The organism is Acinetobacter lwoffii (assembly GCF_024129685.1).
In the GTDB taxonomy this organism is placed as follows: domain Bacteria; phylum Pseudomonadota; class Gammaproteobacteria; order Pseudomonadales; family Moraxellaceae; genus Acinetobacter; species Acinetobacter lwoffii_X.
This window is the reverse complement of record NZ_JAMXXL010000033.1, coordinates 1-17950: the sequence shown is the minus strand read 5'-3', so window position 1 is coordinate 17950 and position 17950 is coordinate 1. Positions and strand designations below refer to the sequence as shown.

Genomic DNA, 17950 nt, shown 5'->3' with positions numbered 1-17950 from the left:
GACTTATAGTTGAAATATATAAGTATGCGGGGCTGAATTTGCGTGAATTATAAACAGAATAAATTTAAATGGAATAGTTTTTAGAACCGAATTTTAAGATTTTTTACAAGTATCTGATTGTATAAAATTTATAGTTTTATGCTTTTATTTGCATAGGCTGATCGGTTTTTCCGCGGCCTGCTTAAGCTCAAGTTTTTGTAGAAAATGTGCAAAGCCTGCGGCAATTTTTGAGCTAAGACGACTGCTGGTGGTGACTCTCAGCTGATTCGACCAGACAATCTGCGCGTCAGCTTTTTCTAAACGACGGATGAAATCGACATCTTCATGACAGTCCAGTTGCTGAAACCCATTGACCTGTATATAAGCCGAAGCTTTAAAACACAGGTTTGCGCCATGAACATGCCGATGTCCCATGCTGTCCTGATAATGTCGGAGATAAGCCTGACGGGTTTTCCGGCTTAAATGATCCCATTGATCCAGCTCGACCACACCACAAATCGCATCGGTGGGTTGATGCTGTAACATCACCTGAAACCAGTCGCACTGTACAAAAGAATCCGCATCGGTGCAGCAAATCCAATCACAACCTTGCTCGATCATCTGCTGAATCCCCAAATGGCGTGCCTTACCGACATTTCGGAAGTTGCAACTGATAGCTGGAATGTTCATTTGCTGAACTTTAGCAGCGGTACTATCAGTACAATGGTCCAAGACCACGAGAATCTGGATTCCAGGAAGATTTTCCATTGTTTTAAAGTATTGAAAAAAATAAGTTTGTGCTGATTTTAAAGCCAGCAAGCAGCGTTCAATATAGGCTTCTTCATTACAGGCCGGAATCACCACACCGATTTTTTTCATCTTAAGCCTTCCTGCTCTGCTACGGATTGTGCTGTATTTAGCCAGAGATCCACTAAAAAATCGGAGTCCTGTAAACTTAAATGATGTGTATAGTTTAAATGCGCTTTGAGATACTGATGGACATCTTCACCATTTAGGCTAAATCCCGAGATTGGCGCGCGCCAATGACAACTCAAGATACATCCGCCCGGTTCCAGTGCAGTATGCAGCCATGTCAGCACCTGTTGCAGATCAATCGGGTTCAAATAATATAAAATCTCACTGACGACAATGAGCTGAAATTTCTGTTCGGGCAAATCATCTGGCACGATCCGCTGTAACACCTGTACATGCGGATAAGCTTGTAAACGCTGCTGCGCCAAATGGATCGCAGTATTATTGGCATCCAGACACATTAAGCTATTTGTCCGCCGCGCCAGTTCCTGACTAAAGATGCCATTACTGCAACCAATCTCAATCGCGGAGTCAAACTGCAAGTGCGGCAAGATCGCCAGACAAATCTGCCGTTTGCGCTGTTCATACCAACGCTGTTCATATTGCCAGGGATCTCCCTGATTCAGTGCATATAAGGCATCGAAATATTCCTGATCATAGGCTGCTTTACTGTTCATACAGATACACCTCCCAGGGCTGTAAAATACGTTGTAATGCCTGCTCTGGCAGAATCGGTGATTGATCTATCGTCGGATCAAGCTCGATCTGGCTCTTAAAACACCGCGCAGCTCGAGACTTATATTGTAATTCTTCCTCAGTTAATTTGAGTTGATGAGCGACGGTCCAGGGAATTCTGGTATCTCCAGGTGTTGCCCAATGCCATGCCCAAATCAAGACCTGAATACAGGGCAAATGAAGTTCAGTGGCCAGCTGCTGTGTGACCTGCCCCGTAATTTCATGATCTGGATGTCCATCATGAACAAATGTGCTAATTAACACATCATTCGGTTGCAGATAAGATTGCAGATGCTGTTGCAACACATCCCGCTGTTCGGCCACCTTGCCATCTTGAATATCTAAAGCGATCCGCAAGATATTCTGTTTTAAAGGTAACGCTTCTAAAGCTGCTCGCGTTTCAGCAGGACGAATCTGGTTCAACTCTTCGGGAGTATACAGACTAGAGCCGGGATGACTGGCTGTCCCATTGGTAACGGCAAAAAGTACGATCTGATAGCCCAATTTGTCCAGACGCTGAATCAGGCCTCCACAGCCCAAAATTTCATCATCAGGATGAGGGGCAATGATGCAGACTCTTGCATCTAGGGGAATAACCTGAGGAATATCGAACTCCGGCATCTGTTGCAGGATCTGACAGGAACGCCATTCTTCGAGCCGTGTGCCTTCACCATGGATGACACGATCACCTACAATCTCATGTCTTATAACGTCCATAATTGTTCCTCCTGTGCAGTCAGCTCACCAATTCGCTCCAAATCAAATGCGGCATGACTTTGACGAATAAATACCGGAAGATCTGCTGCAAGCCGGGCGAAATGCGGATGCTCACAATACGGCGCAGCACCTAGGGCCTTACCTACATGAGTCAGTACATTTAAAGCCGTCGCTTCAACCTGAGCACGTAGGCTACGAATCTTTAACTCATGTGCGTGTTGCGGTTGCTGATCAATCAATGCAGCAACTTGATAAAATAAGGACTGTGTCGCTAAAAGCTCCCGACTAACTTCACCAAGATACATGGCTTTATAGGCATGCGGTTTGAGCAAGAACGTCTGCCTTAAATATTCAGCCAAACGCACGGTTGCGCCATACCAGCACGCGGCCACACCTGCGGCGCCATGCCAGAATCCGGGCCGATCCAGATAGGCATTTGGAGCTGCGACTTTTTCCACCTCAACATGATCCAGTTCCAGCCGGGCAGTCAAGGTATGCTGCATGCCCACTGCCTGCCAGGCATCCTGATGATGCTGAATGCCTTCTTGTGACAAATCTAGAATCAGTAATTGGGATTGTTGCTGCTCATCACGGTAAGTCAGCAGACCGTGTTGCACCCAGACCGATGCAGAACACCAGGGCTTAATTCCGCTTAGCTTTCCTGCTTGCAATGTTAAAGGTTTGGGACCGCCTTCTGCCGCCCATACTGCCCATAAGCCTTTTTGTTCTACCGGAATATTCAGTTCATGCAGAATAGCTAAAGCATCTAAATGCGATTCATAGAGTTTGCCCAGGCTCAAATTTCTTGCCGAAACCTGACTAAGTATCTGCCAGCGTTTTAAGGTTGCTCCAGAAGCGGGATAAGGCACCTGGTCGGAAATCGCCACCAGTTCCATTAAAGTGTGCTGAATTTTTTCTTGTAGCTCCAGAAGAGAGTTTTCAAATCTTTGTAATATTGAACCGAGGTTCTGCATGCGGTTCCTCATAAAATACGGATAATGTTGTTGTGTTTTTAAAGTCAGTTAATGAGAAAGCTTGCGCATTTGTTTTAAACGTGTGGTCAGCCCTAATATCTTACGCCGTGCATTAATCTCTTCTTCATTGAAACAGAGTTGCTGCATCAGTTCAGTTAAAGGCAAATGATTATGTTCAATGAGATAGATATCCTGCTCTCTGCTCCATTTGGTTTGTTGTGCTTTAGCTAACAACTTTTTGACGTCCGGTCTCACCATCTCTTCATCCATTTTGAAACCATGAGGATAGAAGCCGGAGCCTCTATCCTCTAACATAAATTGAATCGTTTAGGCAGGGATCGCTTCCGCAGTCGCTTCACGCGTCCAGACACGATGGTTCAGGATCAAAGTCTTGAAGCTATCTTGTACTGCTTCAAACTGTCCGTTTGCCAGAGTTCCTTCATCGCTAACCAAGCGTAAATGTTCAATCAGCTTGCCTTTATCGCCCAAGAACACGATTGGTTTTAAATGTTTGTAGGCTTCCAGCAGATAATGAGTCGCCACACCGTCTTTCATTACCACATCGTAATTATCACCGTCAGCAATCACCACAGCATCATAGGCAATGGATGGTTCTGCTTTTTGCATACCATCGGAAGGAATCACCTCGCCTTGCTGACCCAGTACCGGGCCCGGTTTTGGGGTCAGTACATCGACCACAGCCCCTTCTGATTCTGCCCAAGCTTGAACAGCTTTGATACTGGCCTCATTGGCCTTGTCGTGCACCAATAGCGCAATTTTGCGTGCCTTAATATCTTCAGGTTTAAATGCCTCAAAAGATAAACGTGGTGAAACCTGCACCTCTGGCAATTTTGCCGCCTTTTTCTCTGCCGGAATTTCAATACCCAATTGGTCAGCAACCTGCTGTGCCAAGTCCAAATCGATATTGCAGAGCACTTCAAGTACTTCACGTTCACGAATATATTTGCGCTCCACCTTGCTCAGCTCGAAGACATAGGCATCGACAATGTGCTTTTGCTCATGTGGTGCCTGGCTGCGGTAGAAAAGACGGGCCTGACTAAAGTGATCACTGAATGATTCGCTACGCTGACGGATCTTGTGTCCATCAATACGCTCCTGATAGCTTTCAAAACCACCGCCTTGTTCAGCTGGCGGAGTCTCAGTCGGCCAGTTATTGTCAATCGAATTCGGCTCATAACTGGCTTGACCGGTATGTACAATACGCTGGTGTAAACCATCACGCTGGTTATTGTGGAATGGACAAACCGGCTTGTTAATTGGGATCTGGTGGAAGTTTGGACCACCTAAACGGCTGAGCTGAGTATCGGTATAAGAGAACAGACGGGCCTGCAATAATGGATCATTGGTAAAATCCAGTCCTGGCACAATATGTCCCGGACAGAATGCCACCTGCTCGGTTTCACCGAAGAAATAATCGACATTACGGTTCAGCACCATTCTGCCAATCGGCGTCACCGGCACCAGTTCTTCCGGAATAATTTTGGTTGGGTCCAGCAAGTCGAAGTCGTACTTCATCTCATCTTCTTCTGGGACGACCTGTACACCCAACTCCCATTCCGGATAGTTACCGGAGGCAATCGCTTCATATAAGTCACGACGATGGAAATCCGGATCTTTACCCGCCAGTTTTTGTGCTTCATCCCAGACCAGTTGGGCTAGACCCTGTTTTGGCGTCCAGTGGAATTTAACAAAAACCGCTTTATTCTCGGCATTGATAAAACGGAAAGTATGTACACCAAAGCCTTGAATGGCTCTTAAATTACGCGGAATACCCCGATCCGACATGGCCCACATCACCGCATGTGCAGATTCAGGCACTAAAGAAACAAAATCCCAGAAAGTATCATGTGCAGATGCACCGGTAGGAATCTCGGTCTGAGGTTCAGGTTTGACTGCATGTACAAAATCCGGGAACTTGATCCCATCCTGGATAAAGAATACCGGCGCATCATTCGCTACCAGATCGAAGTTACCTTCATCCGTATAAAACTTGGTGGCAAAACCACGGATATCACGTACCGTATCTGCTGAACCACGTGGTCCCTGTACGGTAGAAAAACGCACAAATACTGGCGTTTGCACACTGGTATTAGTCAAGAAGCCTGCCTTGGTCAGTTTTTCATTACCTGGATAAGCCTCAAAATAGCCATGTGCGCCGACACCGCGGGCATGCACAATACGTTCTGGAATTCGCTCATGGTCAAAATGGGTAATTTTTTCCCGAAGAATAAAATCTTCGATCAAGGTCGCACCGCGAACGCCTGCCTTGAGACTGTTCTGGTTATCGGAAATTTTAACCCCTTGATTGGTGGTGAGTGCCTGCTCGGTCGCATCACTGCGATATGTGTCGAGCTGCTCACTTTTTTTATTGGTATTTTGTTTGTCTAAACCGTCTTTACCAGTCGCGGGGCTATTGGCCTTAATTTTCATGATGTATTCCTTGCTGAGCTTGAGTTTAGTGCAGATATTTTTGGTCTATCTCAAAGTCGCTTGAGCTGATATTTTGCATGGCTTGACCCTTGACCAATCAAACTCATCCCGCAAGTCAATCTGCTACAGCCGATCCTGTATCAGCCTCATATTTCTTCTGAATATGCTGACTCGAAGCATTTTTGCTTTTCTGGGAATATTGTTATTGGTTTCGCCTGTGTCCTAACATAACTGCATTTGAGAAAGAGATTTATTATTGTTTGTAGTGCCTTGTTTAATTAAGGCAGCATTGTGTTATTTTTTATAAATTTCGGGTTTATTAATGATTAAGATTTTCATCTAAGCTATTTATTTAAAATAAAATATTAAAATTTCGCAGAGATATTTCGAAATAAAGATTTAGTATGGTGATATGTGATCTTGCTCACAAATAAGCGTCATAACCCAAAACGATGTTTCAATCCTGAAATGATTAGGACTTTTTAGAAGTTCAATTTGCTATGAGAAATTAACGTGCTACCGCTGAAGTATAGTCAAAATTTGACAGATTTAAATAGTTACAATCCCGCGTCCTGCTTATACATAATGACTAAACTTCCTGCCTTTATATTGATCTAATATCTATAACTTATAACCACTTAAATCTCTTAGCCTGTTAGATCAAATACAAAGTCATAGAGATCATTTCATCTCTTGGCTCGGGCTTCAGATACATCCGACTTTATTTTAATACACCGTATCGCGTTAAGTTTGAAGGAGTAAGAGCATGGCCTCTTCTAAAAAAGAATCTAAAGCAATGAAAATTGATATCGGGATTTCGCATGATGATCGCGCCAAAATTGTCGATGGTTTATCCAGACTTTTAGCAGACAGTTATACCCTGTATTTGATGACCCATAATTTCCACTGGAATGTCACCGGCCCCCAGTTCAACAGCCTGCACAACATGTTTATGACTCAATATACCGAGCAATGGAATGCGTTGGACATCATTGCTGAACGTATTCGGGCTTTGGGTTTTGCAGCACCCGGTACTTATAAACAGTTTGTAAAACTCACCTCCATTAAAGAAGTCGAAGGTGTGCCTAAAGCTGAAGAAATGATACGTTTACTGGTAGATGCACATGAAACTGTGGCGCGTACCGCCAGAAGTATTTTTTCGATCATTGAAGAAGCCAATGATCAGCCGACTGCTGACATTCTCACGCAAAGACTGGAAGTACACGAAAAAACTGCCTGGATGCTGAGAAGTAATCTGGAATAATAAAACCGGATCAAATCTTTGAGAGCAGGCTACCCACAGGATGAAGCGGAAACTTGCGGTAGTGCCATTAAAGTTCGGCTTCATCCTGACGCTTTGATTAGATATGATTTACCGGTGCTCAATGGTTAGATCAAGCTAAAAAACAGAATCATTAAAATTAAACCGTCAAAATTTAAGGATGTAGGCAATCGCCTACATCCTTTTTGAATGTGGCGTTTATTTCAAGTTCAGGCATGGAAATAATTTAAGGGCAGTTTTAAATAAGAAATTTCGTTTTCTTCCGCTTCAGGAAGTTGACCAGCACGCATATTGATCTGAATCGCAGGTAAAATCAGTTTGGGCATGCTCAGTTTGGCATCCCGCTGCTGGCGCATTTCAACAAAATCAGCTTTGGTCGTGCCAGTGTGAATATGGATATTGTGCTGCTTCTGAGTCTGAATATCAGTTTCACAGACAAAGTGCTCGCGATGTTCCGGCAGATAGTCATGACATAAAAATACCCGGGTGGCGTCCGGTAACTGATACAGTTTTTGAACCGAATCAAATAAAGTCGCGGCACTGCCTTTAAGGTCAAACTGGGTGCCCAACAAATACCGGCAATTCCCCAACCGATACCAAATAAAAGACTGCCCGTCACCAGTCTAGAATCAATTTTCTGATTGGTCGGTAACTGGATCGGTTCATCAAATACGGTCTTCGACTGGTTTTTTGAAATGAAATAAAGACAATCACTATCGCGCCCAGCATCACATCCCAATTGCCAAAATATCCAGGAAATCCAGAACCTTTTCAGGATTGGCCATACCAGAAATCATCAGGCCTACCGAGTAATATTTAAATTCAATCAAGTCGAGAATGGTGACTGAATATGTTCATTCATTCTTCAGCATTCATCTTTTAACTAATCCAGAATGAAATAATTAACAATATTCCGGTCAATACAGTAAATAAATTTAACAACACAGGATGCTGGGTCTGATAGTCAGAAATAAATTCTGCCGGGGTCAAAGATCTGAGACCAGCCCGATATTGCAGGATAGAACCGATATTGATCAACATACCGAATAGAATCACTGCAATTCCCAGCCAGTGACTATAAATAATTTTATTCTGGTATTTTTCCGGATCGACCAGTTGCGCCAGTAAATTTGATTTTTCAATCACAAAGCCAAAAGCAATCAAGGCCAGCCCACTACAATTCCAGGCCAACGCAGTTCTTTCTAAGGCAAATAAAACTCTTGGATCCTGTAAGTTGGACATGCTGGTTCCTTGCAGTTTGGATTAATCTTGATGCGGATTGCTCGAATCACTTTCAATCCGGCCATCGACCAGATTGATGGTACGATCACAAGTGGCAGACAGGCGCGGATCATGCGTGACTAAAAGTACGGCGCAGTCGCGTTCACGATGCACTTTACGAAACAGTTCAAACATATCAGCCGCGGTCTGGGTATCCAGATTACCTGTCGGTTCATCGGCCAATAATAATGCCGGCTCAGTAATCAAGGCCCGAGCAATGGCCACCCGCTGCTGCTGTCCTCCGGACAATTCATTCGGTTTACGCTCGGCAAATTTTTCCAGCCCCACTGCCGCCAGTAAATCACGTGCGCGTTGCATTGCCTGCTGATCCGGTTTGCCATGCGCCATCATTAAAGGCATGAGAATATTATCCAGTGCACTAAATGCCTGAATCAGATGGTGAAACTGAAATACAAACCCGATGCTGTTGCCGCGCAGCGCCGTACGACCGGTGTCATCCATCGCACTGGTAGGTTGTCCCAACAAGTACAGCTCGCCGCTCGTTGGTTTATCTAGCAGTCCCAGAATATTCAGTAAGGTACTTTTTCCAGAACCGGAAGGGCCAATAAGTGCAGCAAAGTCGTTGCGATCAATGCGCAGGTCAATGCCATGCAAAACCTCAACTTCATTGGGCTGTCCAATGTTATAAGACTTGCGTAGCGCTTCCAGACGCAGAACTTCCTGAGATTGCTCAGACATGACGAATCGCCTCCACTGGATCGAGTGCTGCTGCCCGGCGTGATGGCACCGCTGCAGCCAGTACACCTGTTAATGTCGCCAACAATAGCGCCAAAATCACCAGTTCAATCGAAATTGGAATATAGAATAATCCCGACCCAAAATTATTAAATACCCATACCAGACCATAACTGACTATGCTGCCCAGCACTGAACCGAGCAAGCCAAAGATTGCACCCTGAAACAGAAAAACTCTCAGGATTTGCGATTGGGTTGCACCCGTCGCCCGCAAAATACCAATTTCCCGGGTGCGCTGCACCACACTGACGGACATGACGCTGGCAATCCCGAAAGCCACTGAAATTGCGACAAATACAATAATCATATTGGTGGACAGGCTTTGTGCGGTAATGGCATTCATCAGTTGGGCATTGGTTTCAATCCAGCTTTCGGCTTTTAATGAGGTCAGGCGTCCGACTTGTGCGGCAACCTGGTCTGCCTCAAAAATATTGGCAATGGTCAGGTCAATCACCGTTACCCCGCCTGGCAGACCGAGTAAGGACTGCGCCTGCTTAAGATCCAGATAAACATAACGCGCATCCAGTTCGCGCACGCCCAGCTCAAAAATACCAGCAATATTCACCAAAGCACTATTTTGTTGGCCAGTATCTAGCCGCAACTTGCTACCGACCTGAACACCGAGGTCTTTGGCCAATTGACTGCCGATCAGTACCTCATCCGCGCCAACCCGCAACTGGCCACTGGTTAAATATTCTTTTAATGGAATGATCTGCTGATAACGCTCCAAATTCATTCCGACCAAGGCCACGGATTCAATCGCATCACCCCGTTGTACAAAGGCAGGGCCAGACACCACCGGCGAGACAGCGGTCAGTACAGGTAACTGGTCCAGTGTTTCGGTAATCTGTTGCCAATTGTTGATTGAACGCAGGCGCTGCGCCCGCTTATCTTCCTGCAATAATTGCACTGTTCCGGCGGGAGGTGACACAATCCGGTTGACTTCATCCGGTGACAACAGGCGAATATGCGCCTGTGTACCTAAGGTACGTTCGACAATATTGGCTTGCAGCCCCTGAACCAACGCGGTGATAAAGACGATCACCGCTACGCCCACAGCAACCCCGATGGTGATCATGATGGACTGCGCGCAACCCTCACGCAAAAAACTGACCGCGATTTTCCATTCGATCCAGAGCCGCCCGAATAAATTTTTCAATCGAAGTTCACCGGTAATTCATTTTTACTATTGGCCATATCAGCAGAATTCTGTAATGAACTCTGTTGTGGTTTTAAGCGAACTCTGGTGCCATCCTCCAATGAAGATTCGGCATCTGCCAGCACCTGATCACCCTCGCTCAGCCCGGTTTTCACTTCTGACATGGCCAGGCCACGCAAGCCCAAAGTAATCTGCTGACGCTGTACTTTTCCAGCACGTACCATTAAGACCACAGCTTTATCTCCTTTGATACTGCTTAAAGCATCATTCGGAATAGCCAGTGCCCGTGTTCGTTTGGCCGTCTCGACATTCACCGATACCGTCATGTCCTGACGCAGAAAATCAGGTACGGGGTTGACAGTTAACCTGACCTCTACTGTACCGCGCTGTGGGTCAATACTTGGCGCAATAAAATTGATCCGAGCTGGGAAAGACTGATCCGGATAGGCATCGCTAATGACGGTCGCATTTTGCTGCAAGGCGAGTTGCGGTAAATTCCGCTCATCTAGCGGTACCCGGATTTCTGTATTCCCTGTTAACGCAATGGTAAATAAAGTTTGTCCCGGCTGAACCAGATCACCCGGCTCGACATCGCGTGTCAGTACTGTGCCGGCGACCGCAGCCCGAATCTTGGTTTTGGCCAGTTGAGCCTGTGCCACTGCAAGCTGCTCCCGAAGCGACGCTTCTTCGACTTGACCCGCAGCCAATGCGGCTGCTTTTACCCGAGCTGTCTCATAATTATTGCGCGCGACTCTTTCTGCTTCCACAGCCTGTTCGACTTCTTCCCTCGACAGGATACCGGCTTCTGCATTACGTCGACGTGTAGCTTCTCGGCTGGCTTGCTCCAGCTGGGCTTTGGCACTGGCCAGTTCTGCTGCAGCCTGTGGCCGTCGGCTGCTTGCCAATTCGGTCAATGCCAGCTCGGCCTGTCTGACTTGGGCCAGCAATTCATCCGATTTCAATACCACCAGCAGATCACCCGGTTTAACCTGATCGCCTTCCTGCACCAGACGTTGCAGAACCACACCACTAATTTCACTGCCTACCTGGGCACGTGAAACTGTCGCAACACGTCCGGTCGCAACAACATTTTGTACCAGCGGCATGGCACTCAGCGTATAACTAGGCACCACTGGCCCCTGCCACCAACGAAATAGAGCAAACCCTACTGCCAGTAGCAATACGATAATGAGCAAAATTTTATAGCGGGCAGCGCGCAATGAGAATCTCCGGTTGATTCTTCTAATTTAAAATAAGAAAGTCAAAACTGTATTTGTTTTTCTCCTAAGGTTTAATTTACAACAAGTTTCTAATTGGAATTATAGGTATTTTGTTGAGTTTGAAAAGAATATTGAATTCCTGTCCGCTTTTTTTAGCTAGCCCTGTTTGATATCAGACTAGTCCATCTTTGGCAGATTCAGACGCGGGATCAGGTACCAGAAAATTATATTGAGTTTAAGGAAATGAAGATGTGATCAAAAAAAACAGGCTTGATCGTGATGGATCTAGCCTGTTCAATCGTTTGGGTGTTAATTGGATATTAGTTAAATGTTAAACAGTACGACGCAATGGCTGATCACGTTGCGCCAGACTTTCGCCCATCGGCACGAGTCGTCTATCAGGATCAATCTTTTGCCAAGGCAGGTCATTCGGGTCTGCTTTCATGGCTCCAGGCGCTTTCGCGACTAAAATGGCAGCAGCCATGTCCTGAAAATCTGCACGAAAATGTACCGAGCTTTTCACCACGATGATCGATTTATCTTGAGGCACAACACCAAAAATTCTAAACATATTACGATCGAGCAACTGGGCTTTGTAGGAACTGACTGCAATTTCAATACCATCTATTTCCAGTAATACACTCGGGCCGATATCCGCCTCAACGCCATGCATCATGGGCCCGCCATAGCTGAATTTCCCATCGCTATAGGCTTTGATTTTAAATTCAGCGCTAAATAGAGCATCCCCCGCAATACCTGATGTTCCGCCCAATTTCGCATAAAAATGCTGACCAAGCTCAAGCTGATAGGCTTGTTGCACCACCGCAGGATCAACAATAAGCCCAATCAGTGCATTTTTAACCTGATGCCGATGTAGCGCCGATAGCATCCCGGTCGTATTCGAATCACCACCGGCTCCCGGATTACCCTGAGTATCTGCAATCACCACGGGTCTGGTCGAATGATGCTGTTGATAAAGTTGAAGTGCCTGCAGCACGGCATGATCTGGTGATAAAAAATCCATATTCCAATGCGTTTCTTGTTGCAGCACATGGGCGATATAGCGTTGCATGGCCTGATCTAACTGCTCAGCGTTTTCACTATAACCCCAGATACAACCACCACATTCCTCAAAATCTGCCGCCTGAAAACCCGGCGTGAAATTCATCTGGACAGAATTATTTTGCTCTAGCTGTTCCAGTAAATTCATGCATGATTGGGTAGGTTCCAGCTCGGTACATTGTGCATTCAGCGCAATCAAAAACGGCAGCTCATACATTTGCTTATGCAGCTTTTTACCCCGGAATATTTGATCTAGCAGTTGGGCACAGCGTTGTCCGGTTTGAGCCATATCTACATGCGGATAGGTCCGATAGCAAATCAGCACATCACTATGAGCAAACATCACTTGCGTGACATTGGCATGGAAATCCAGACTGGCAATTACCGGAATGTCCGGCCCGACTGCTTCACGAACCCGTCTTAACAATTCGCCTTCGCCATCATCCACCTGTTCACTGACCATGGCGCCATGCAGATCCAGATACACTGCATCTGCCGGATGCTGCTGGATGCTGCTGGATGCTCGCGATAATTTCATCACAGATCCGCTGGTAAGTGCACTGCTCTACATGTGCTGAAGGTGAAGTACCCGCCCAGATCACTGGCAAAAGTTGATAACCGAATTGTTTTGCTTGTTGAATAAAACCGCCAATCGGAATGTTCTGTTCCCGAAATTTCAGGACATCTGCGCCGCGGCTAAGCGGCGGAAATCCCCCACCCTGGACAAAATCGGCGTAGCTTGCTTTGGTCGGGGCAAAGGTATTGGTTTCATGTTAAAAGCCCGCAATGATGATTTTCTTCATATCCTGAATCCTTCCTATGCTACGTATTGATTATTTATCGACAATTAAGGCAGCGCGTGTTACTTGCTCGGGAACAACTTGCTTTTTCAGTCTGAAGGCATAAATCAGGAAAGCGCCACCGAGCATCATGATCACAGCAATCGTGAACCAGCCTGCCAGCATGGAACCGGTCATTGACTGTGCCATGCCCATAATATTTGGACTGACAAAACCACCGAGTAATCCGATATTGTTAATCAGGGCAATTCCGCCTGCTGCCGCACTACCGCTTAAGTATTTCGATGGAATTGACCAGAAAATGGTATAGGCACTAAACATAAAGGCCGTTGCGGTACAGATCGCAATAAAGGACAGCAGGAAATTCGCACTCATCACCGACAACATCAAGCTGACTCAGGCCAATACCGTCGGCACTACACAATGCCATTTCCGTTCCTGCCATTTGTCCGAGCTGCGGGCAAAAATGATCATGAAAATTGCGCCGCATAAATATGGGATCGCCACCAGCCAGCCAATCATCTGCAAATTTTGGATACCGCCCGATTTCAATAAAGATGGCAGCCAGAAGCCAATCGCATAGATCCCACAGATAATGGTGAAATAGGCCAAGGCCATGAAATAAATCCAGGGATCTTTCAACACCGCTTTAAAATTGCTATGACCGCTTGCAGACTGATGCTGCAAAATTTCTTTCACCAATAAGGCTTTGTCCTCTTGGGACAGCCATTTTGCTTGTGAAGGATGATCGGTTAAATAAAAGTATGCTACGCAGCCCAACAGCACGGTCGGCACAGCTTCTAATAAAAATAACCATTGCCAGCCAGAAAGATTATAAATCTGATGAAAAGTACTCATAATTTGTGTCGATAACGGCGCACCTAACATGCCAGCCAGTGGCCCGGCCAGCATGACAATCGCCATCACGCGTGCCATGCGTGCACCAGAATACCAATAGGTCAGATAGAAAATCATGCCTGAGGCAAAACCGGCTTCGAATACACCTAGTAAAAAGCGCAAGACATAGAACATCTGCGGGGTGGTGACAAATAGCATCGACATGGAGGTCAGGCCCCACAAAATCATGATGCGGGTAATGGTTTTTCTGGCGCCGACTTTTTCAAAATACAGGTTGGTTGGCACTTCAAACAGTACATAACCTAAAAAGAATATGCCGGCTGCCATGCCATAAATTGCATCGTTAAAGCCCAGCTCCTGCTGCATTTGTAACTTGGCAAATCCGATATTGATCCGGTCCAGATAAGCAAAGAAATAACACAGCAATAAAAATGGCAGTAGCCGCCAGCTTACTTTCTTGTAAATCTGGTCTAACCGTTGTTGACGGGAGGTCATTAAATCCATCTAAAACTCCTTTTTATCTAGATCTTCTTATTGTTCAAAATCCATGTAAGCATGCTCCTGACTTGATAACAATGTAATTTATTCGGCATACTGATGCTTTTAAGGCATCAGAGTTTTTATGGACAGAAACTTGCAATTCCTTGCGCCACTGAACGGAATCAATGAAAAGCGTTTGCGTTATTTCTATACGGTGATGATGTTCGGTTCGATGCGCAAAGCGGCAGATATCCTGAATATTGAACAGTCCGCCATGAGCCGACAAATTCAACTCTTTGAATCTGAACTAAAAATAAACCTGTTCAAACGTAAGGGGCGGCATATTATTCCGACTGAAGCCGCCTATCTGGTACTTGAGTATTTCAAGGAAAATAAGAATCGTGAAAATGAATTATTTGACAGTTTATTTCAGCTGCAATCTTCTCAACTTGGCAAAGTGAACATTGTTTCAAGTGAAAGTTATATGCAACACATGATTTATGATGTACTTCGACATGTGCATCATAAATATCCAAATCTTGAAATCCAGTTAGAATTAATGAGTGCCCAGCATGTGGTACGACATATCGTGGACAGCCTGGCGCATATTGGACTGGCGTATAACCCTCCATTTCATACAGACATCAGCACCATTGCCCATAAAACAGAACCTTTTATTCTGGCTGTTCCTGCCGGTCATCCTCTTGCCAAGCTCAAGCATCGCATTTGTCTTTCCGAAATTTCAGACTATAAATTTGCCTTAATGCCCGTAGGGCATGGTTTCCGTCAGCTACTCGACAGTGAAATGGTGCGCTTACAAGTGAACCTGAATATTGGTCTGACCACCAATTCTATTTATGCCTTAAAAAATTATGTGGTGGCTGGACATGGGATTTCCGCCATGCGCTATGCAGATATCGCAGATGCGGTTAAAGAAGGTCAGGCCGTTGCCTTAACTATTGATTCCGAGCTGTGCAACACGGCTCAGACCCAATTGATGGTCCGCAAAAATACCCATTTGTCAGAGTCGAAACATTTATTAATTGAGCGTATTCGTTCTAGTTTTGATTTGCTCTTTTAAATTGCTTATAAAATTTAGGCAATAAAAAAGCCAATTAAATAAGCGGCTGATTTATAACAAGAATTTTGGTGGAGGTGGCGTCAATTGAACTCAAATCCTAACCTATTCATTCTAAAGCTTTTTTATTGAATAAAAAAATTCATTGACCCAATTTTGACCCAAATTAGATTTAGTGCATTGAATCACTTTAAAATCTTGTTCAAATCCGAATTGAGGATTTAAAGTGGCGTACGGCATTATAGCAGAACATTATACTTAAAGATAAATGCAATGTTATAACATTACAATTAACTCATTATGATATTAATAATCACATCAACCTCAGCATAGTTCAATTTTTTAATTTGTACTTTTGCTTAGGACTCTTAGGCTTATCAGGGAGGGTACGTTCAATCACACCTGCTTTTAATGCTGGAGTTAAATATTTTTTTTGGAATGTGGCTCGATGGGACAAGTCTAATAGAGCCATAAGCTCAGTTAAGTTATATTCTTTCTGCTCCATATTCTGGATGAGACGTTTAACTTGATCGCTAACTTGTACGCTAGCTTGAGCGGTATCTTGATCGCTGGCATCAGAACTAAGTATTGCATCTAGAATCATCTGCAAAATAAACCTAATAGAAGGTGCAGAATCTGAACGATCTGTCCTCGCTTGCAATGCATCGTAATAAGCTTTTTGGTTTTGATAAATCAAGCTTTTTACAGGAATGTTGAGAAAAATAGGATTCCACTGGCTTAAGATTAAAGTTTTCCATAAACGCCCCCATGTGTCTTCAAAATGAGGTTGTCCCATTTCTAGGATACCCTGAGCAAGTCCACTTACCACTTTTACAACCAATACAAAATGTAATGATATATCACTACATTTCTGATATTTCTTTTTTCATGTATTATCGACTAAGACAAATTCAGGGATAAGGTTATGTTTGAAACTATTGATGATTTAAAGAAAAAATTAGATCAACATCGCCCTCTTTCTCCATCAATTGTCAAAAATTTACAAGAAGATCTTATTGTCCGTTGGACCTATCATTCGAATGCAATTGAAGGCAATACACTCACCCTGCTAGAAACTAAAGTAGTACTCGAAGGTATTACTGTTGGTGGAAAGGCATTAAGAGAACACTTCGAAGCGATCAACCATAGAAATGCAATTTACTATGTTGAAGATATTATTCGGAAAGAGGAGCCTTTTTCTGAATGGCAAATTCGTAATATCCATCAGCTTATCTTAAAGAATATTGATGATGATAATGCTGGCCGATATCGTCAACAAAATGTCCTAATCTCTGGTGCTACATCTACCCCACCTGATTACACATTATTAAATGAAAAGATGGCTCAGTTAGTTGATTGGTATAATTCAGAGGCACATAAGCTTCACCCCATTGAACGTGGAGCTAAAGTACATGCTGATTTTGTAGGTATCCATCCATTCATTGATGGCAATGGCCGTACATCACGTCTATTGATGAATCTCGAATTGCTTAAAGCTGGTTATCCACCTTGCGTCATCACAGTTGAAAACCGATTGGCCTACTATGAAGCCCTAGATCAATGGATGGCTTATGGAAAGACTGAAGCTTTTATTCAATTAGTTGCCGAGGCTGTATTAGAGGGTTTTAAACCTTATCAAGTCGTTTTAGGTCTTTCAAATAACAGGATGTAATTTCAGCAGAGGGTTAAAAAAAAACAATTGAGCTCTCGCTCAATTGTTAAAGAGAGAATAATTAAAGATCAAGTGTAATTTCTTTACCTTTCGCACGTGAAACGGCTTTGTTGCACAAACCTATCTGTAAAGGCTTTTTCAGCGATATAATTTTCAAATGAAGAAGCCTACACAGAAAATCTACCGCACAACCAATTGGCCCGCATATAATCGAGCACTCATTAGTCGCGGAAATATTGCCATTTGGTTTGATCCTGCTGGTATGCTCCATCAAAAGGCAAACAAGGGCGAAATCAAACCTACTCCGACGCAGCCATCCAATGCTGCTTAATGATTAAATCCTTATTTCGTCTGTCTTTACGTATGGTTACTGGCTTTGTGCAAAGTCTGATTAAACTCTCTGGCTTAAATGGGACGGCCCCAGATTATTCGACCATATGTAGAAGACAAAAGCATATTGATATTGTAATCAGCTACCAAAAAAGTAGAGATGGGCTGCATCTACTCATGGACTCTACAGGCATGAAGTTTCTAGGTGAGGTCGAATGGAAGCGCAAGAAACATGGACCTGAATATCGTCGCCAATGGCGTAAACTACATATTGGTATAGATGCCAAAACCCTGCAAATACGA

At 44.5% G+C, this 17950-nt stretch carries 16 protein-coding genes and 5 pseudogenes; 4 read left to right on the top strand and 17 right to left on the bottom strand.

The annotated features are described in order from the left end of the window. Window positions 1–144 precede the first annotated feature (144 nt). The 6 genes from NI464_RS13370 to katE form a co-directional block, all read right to left on the bottom strand. Window positions 145–858, bottom strand: coding sequence for a glycosyltransferase family 2 protein (locus NI464_RS13370; protein ID WP_253139011.1), 714 nt, complete (start codon window positions 856–858; stop codon window positions 145–147). After that, complete coding sequence (locus NI464_RS13365; RefSeq protein ID WP_044111253.1) at window positions 855–1469, bottom strand: class I SAM-dependent DNA methyltransferase; 615 nt, start codon at window positions 1467–1469, stop codon at window positions 855–857. Before NI464_RS13365 ends, NI464_RS13370 begins: the two co-directional genes overlap by 4 nt. Beyond that, a complete protein-coding gene (locus NI464_RS13360) occupies window positions 1459–2244 on the bottom strand; it encodes a PIG-L deacetylase family protein (RefSeq protein ID WP_044111255.1) in 786 nt (261 codons plus the stop codon). The genes NI464_RS13365 and NI464_RS13360 overlap by 11 nt, the downstream gene beginning before the upstream one ends. After that, a complete protein-coding gene (locus tag NI464_RS13355) occupies window positions 2232–3218 on the bottom strand; it encodes an acyl-CoA dehydrogenase (protein ID WP_253139008.1) in 987 nt (328 codons plus the stop codon). Before NI464_RS13355 ends, NI464_RS13360 begins: the two co-directional genes overlap by 13 nt. Before the next feature lie 48 nt (window positions 3219–3266). Further along, window positions 3267–3476 carry a hypothetical protein gene (locus NI464_RS13350; protein WP_253139025.1) on the bottom strand — a complete coding sequence of 70 codons (210 nt, stop codon included), beginning with the start codon at window positions 3474–3476 and terminating at the stop codon, window positions 3267–3269. Between the two features lie 69 nt (window positions 3477–3545). Then, window positions 3546–5669 (bottom strand): catalase HPII, encoded by a 2124-nt coding sequence (gene katE, locus NI464_RS13345; RefSeq protein ID WP_253139005.1) that lies wholly within the window; start codon window positions 5667–5669, stop codon window positions 3546–3548. A gap of 766 nt (window positions 5670–6435) precedes the next feature. On the opposite strand from katE, the gene NI464_RS13340 reads away from it, so the two are divergent. Continuing rightward, window positions 6436–6933, top strand: a complete 498-nt coding sequence (locus NI464_RS13340) for a Dps family protein (protein ID WP_180037591.1) — start codon at window positions 6436–6438, stop codon at window positions 6931–6933. A gap of 227 nt (window positions 6934–7160) precedes the next feature. Here NI464_RS13340 and NI464_RS13335 read toward each other — a convergent pair. From NI464_RS13335 to NI464_RS13290, 10 genes and pseudogenes are all read right to left on the bottom strand, one after another. Further along, window positions 7161–7499: pseudogene (locus NI464_RS13335) on the bottom strand (hydroxyacylglutathione hydrolase); the annotation flags it as partial. Next, window positions 7466–7748 (bottom strand): annotated as a pseudogene (locus NI464_RS13330) (DUF6691 family protein); the annotation flags it as partial. The pseudogenes NI464_RS13335 and NI464_RS13330, both read right to left, overlap by 34 nt. An 82-nt stretch (window positions 7749–7830) precedes the next feature. After that, complete coding sequence (locus tag NI464_RS13325) at window positions 7831–8193, bottom strand: YidH family protein (protein WP_253139001.1); 363 nt, start codon at window positions 8191–8193, stop codon at window positions 7831–7833. 21 nt (window positions 8194–8214) lie between these two features. Next, a complete protein-coding gene (locus tag NI464_RS13320; protein ID WP_086044054.1) occupies window positions 8215–8931 on the bottom strand; it encodes an ABC transporter ATP-binding protein in 717 nt (238 codons plus the stop codon). Beyond that, complete coding sequence (locus NI464_RS13315; RefSeq protein ID WP_253138998.1) at window positions 8924–10147, bottom strand: ABC transporter permease; 1224 nt, start codon at window positions 10145–10147, stop codon at window positions 8924–8926. Before NI464_RS13315 ends, NI464_RS13320 begins: the two co-directional genes overlap by 8 nt. Continuing rightward, entirely contained in the window at window positions 10144–11367 is a 1224-nt protein-coding gene (locus NI464_RS13310; RefSeq protein ID WP_253101771.1) for an efflux RND transporter periplasmic adaptor subunit, read from the bottom strand. Before NI464_RS13310 ends, NI464_RS13315 begins: the two co-directional genes overlap by 4 nt. Before the next feature lie 331 nt (window positions 11368–11698). After that, the gene (locus NI464_RS13305; protein WP_253138995.1) at window positions 11699–12967 is read right to left on the bottom strand and encodes a M81 family metallopeptidase; all 1269 of its coding nucleotides are present in this window, start codon (window positions 12965–12967) and stop codon (window positions 11699–11701) included. After that, a pseudogene (locus NI464_RS13300) lies at window positions 12882–13142 on the bottom strand (M81 family metallopeptidase); the annotation flags it as partial. The gene NI464_RS13305 and the pseudogene NI464_RS13300, both read right to left, overlap by 86 nt. Before the next feature lie 120 nt (window positions 13143–13262). Further along, window positions 13263–13604: an MFS transporter gene (locus NI464_RS13295; protein ID WP_253138993.1), complete on the bottom strand. Its 342-nt coding sequence runs from the start codon at window positions 13602–13604 to the stop codon at window positions 13263–13265. 21 nt (window positions 13605–13625) lie between these two features. Then, window positions 13626–14591, bottom strand: coding sequence for an MFS transporter (locus NI464_RS13290; protein WP_253138990.1), 966 nt, complete (start codon window positions 14589–14591; stop codon window positions 13626–13628). Window positions 14592–14709: 118 nt separating this feature from the next. Here NI464_RS13290 and NI464_RS13285 point away from each other — a divergent pair, with 118 nt between their 5' ends. After that, window positions 14710–15648, top strand: coding sequence for a LysR family transcriptional regulator (locus tag NI464_RS13285; RefSeq protein ID WP_253138987.1), 939 nt, complete (start codon window positions 14710–14712; stop codon window positions 15646–15648). Between the two features lie 331 nt (window positions 15649–15979). On the opposite strand, the pseudogene NI464_RS13280 reads toward NI464_RS13285, so the two are convergent. Continuing rightward, window positions 15980–16411 (bottom strand): annotated as a pseudogene (locus NI464_RS13280) (Fic family protein); the annotation flags it as partial. A gap of 159 nt (window positions 16412–16570) precedes the next feature. Between NI464_RS13280 and NI464_RS13275 the strand changes: the two are divergent. Together NI464_RS13275 and NI464_RS13270 are read left to right on the top strand one after the other, a co-directional pair. Next, on the top strand, window positions 16571–17317 hold the full coding sequence (locus NI464_RS13275; protein WP_253138984.1) for a Fic family protein: 747 nt from the start codon (window positions 16571–16573) through the stop codon (window positions 17315–17317). 157 nt (window positions 17318–17474) lie between these two features. After that, window positions 17475–17950: pseudogene (locus NI464_RS13270) on the top strand (IS5 family transposase); the annotation flags it as partial.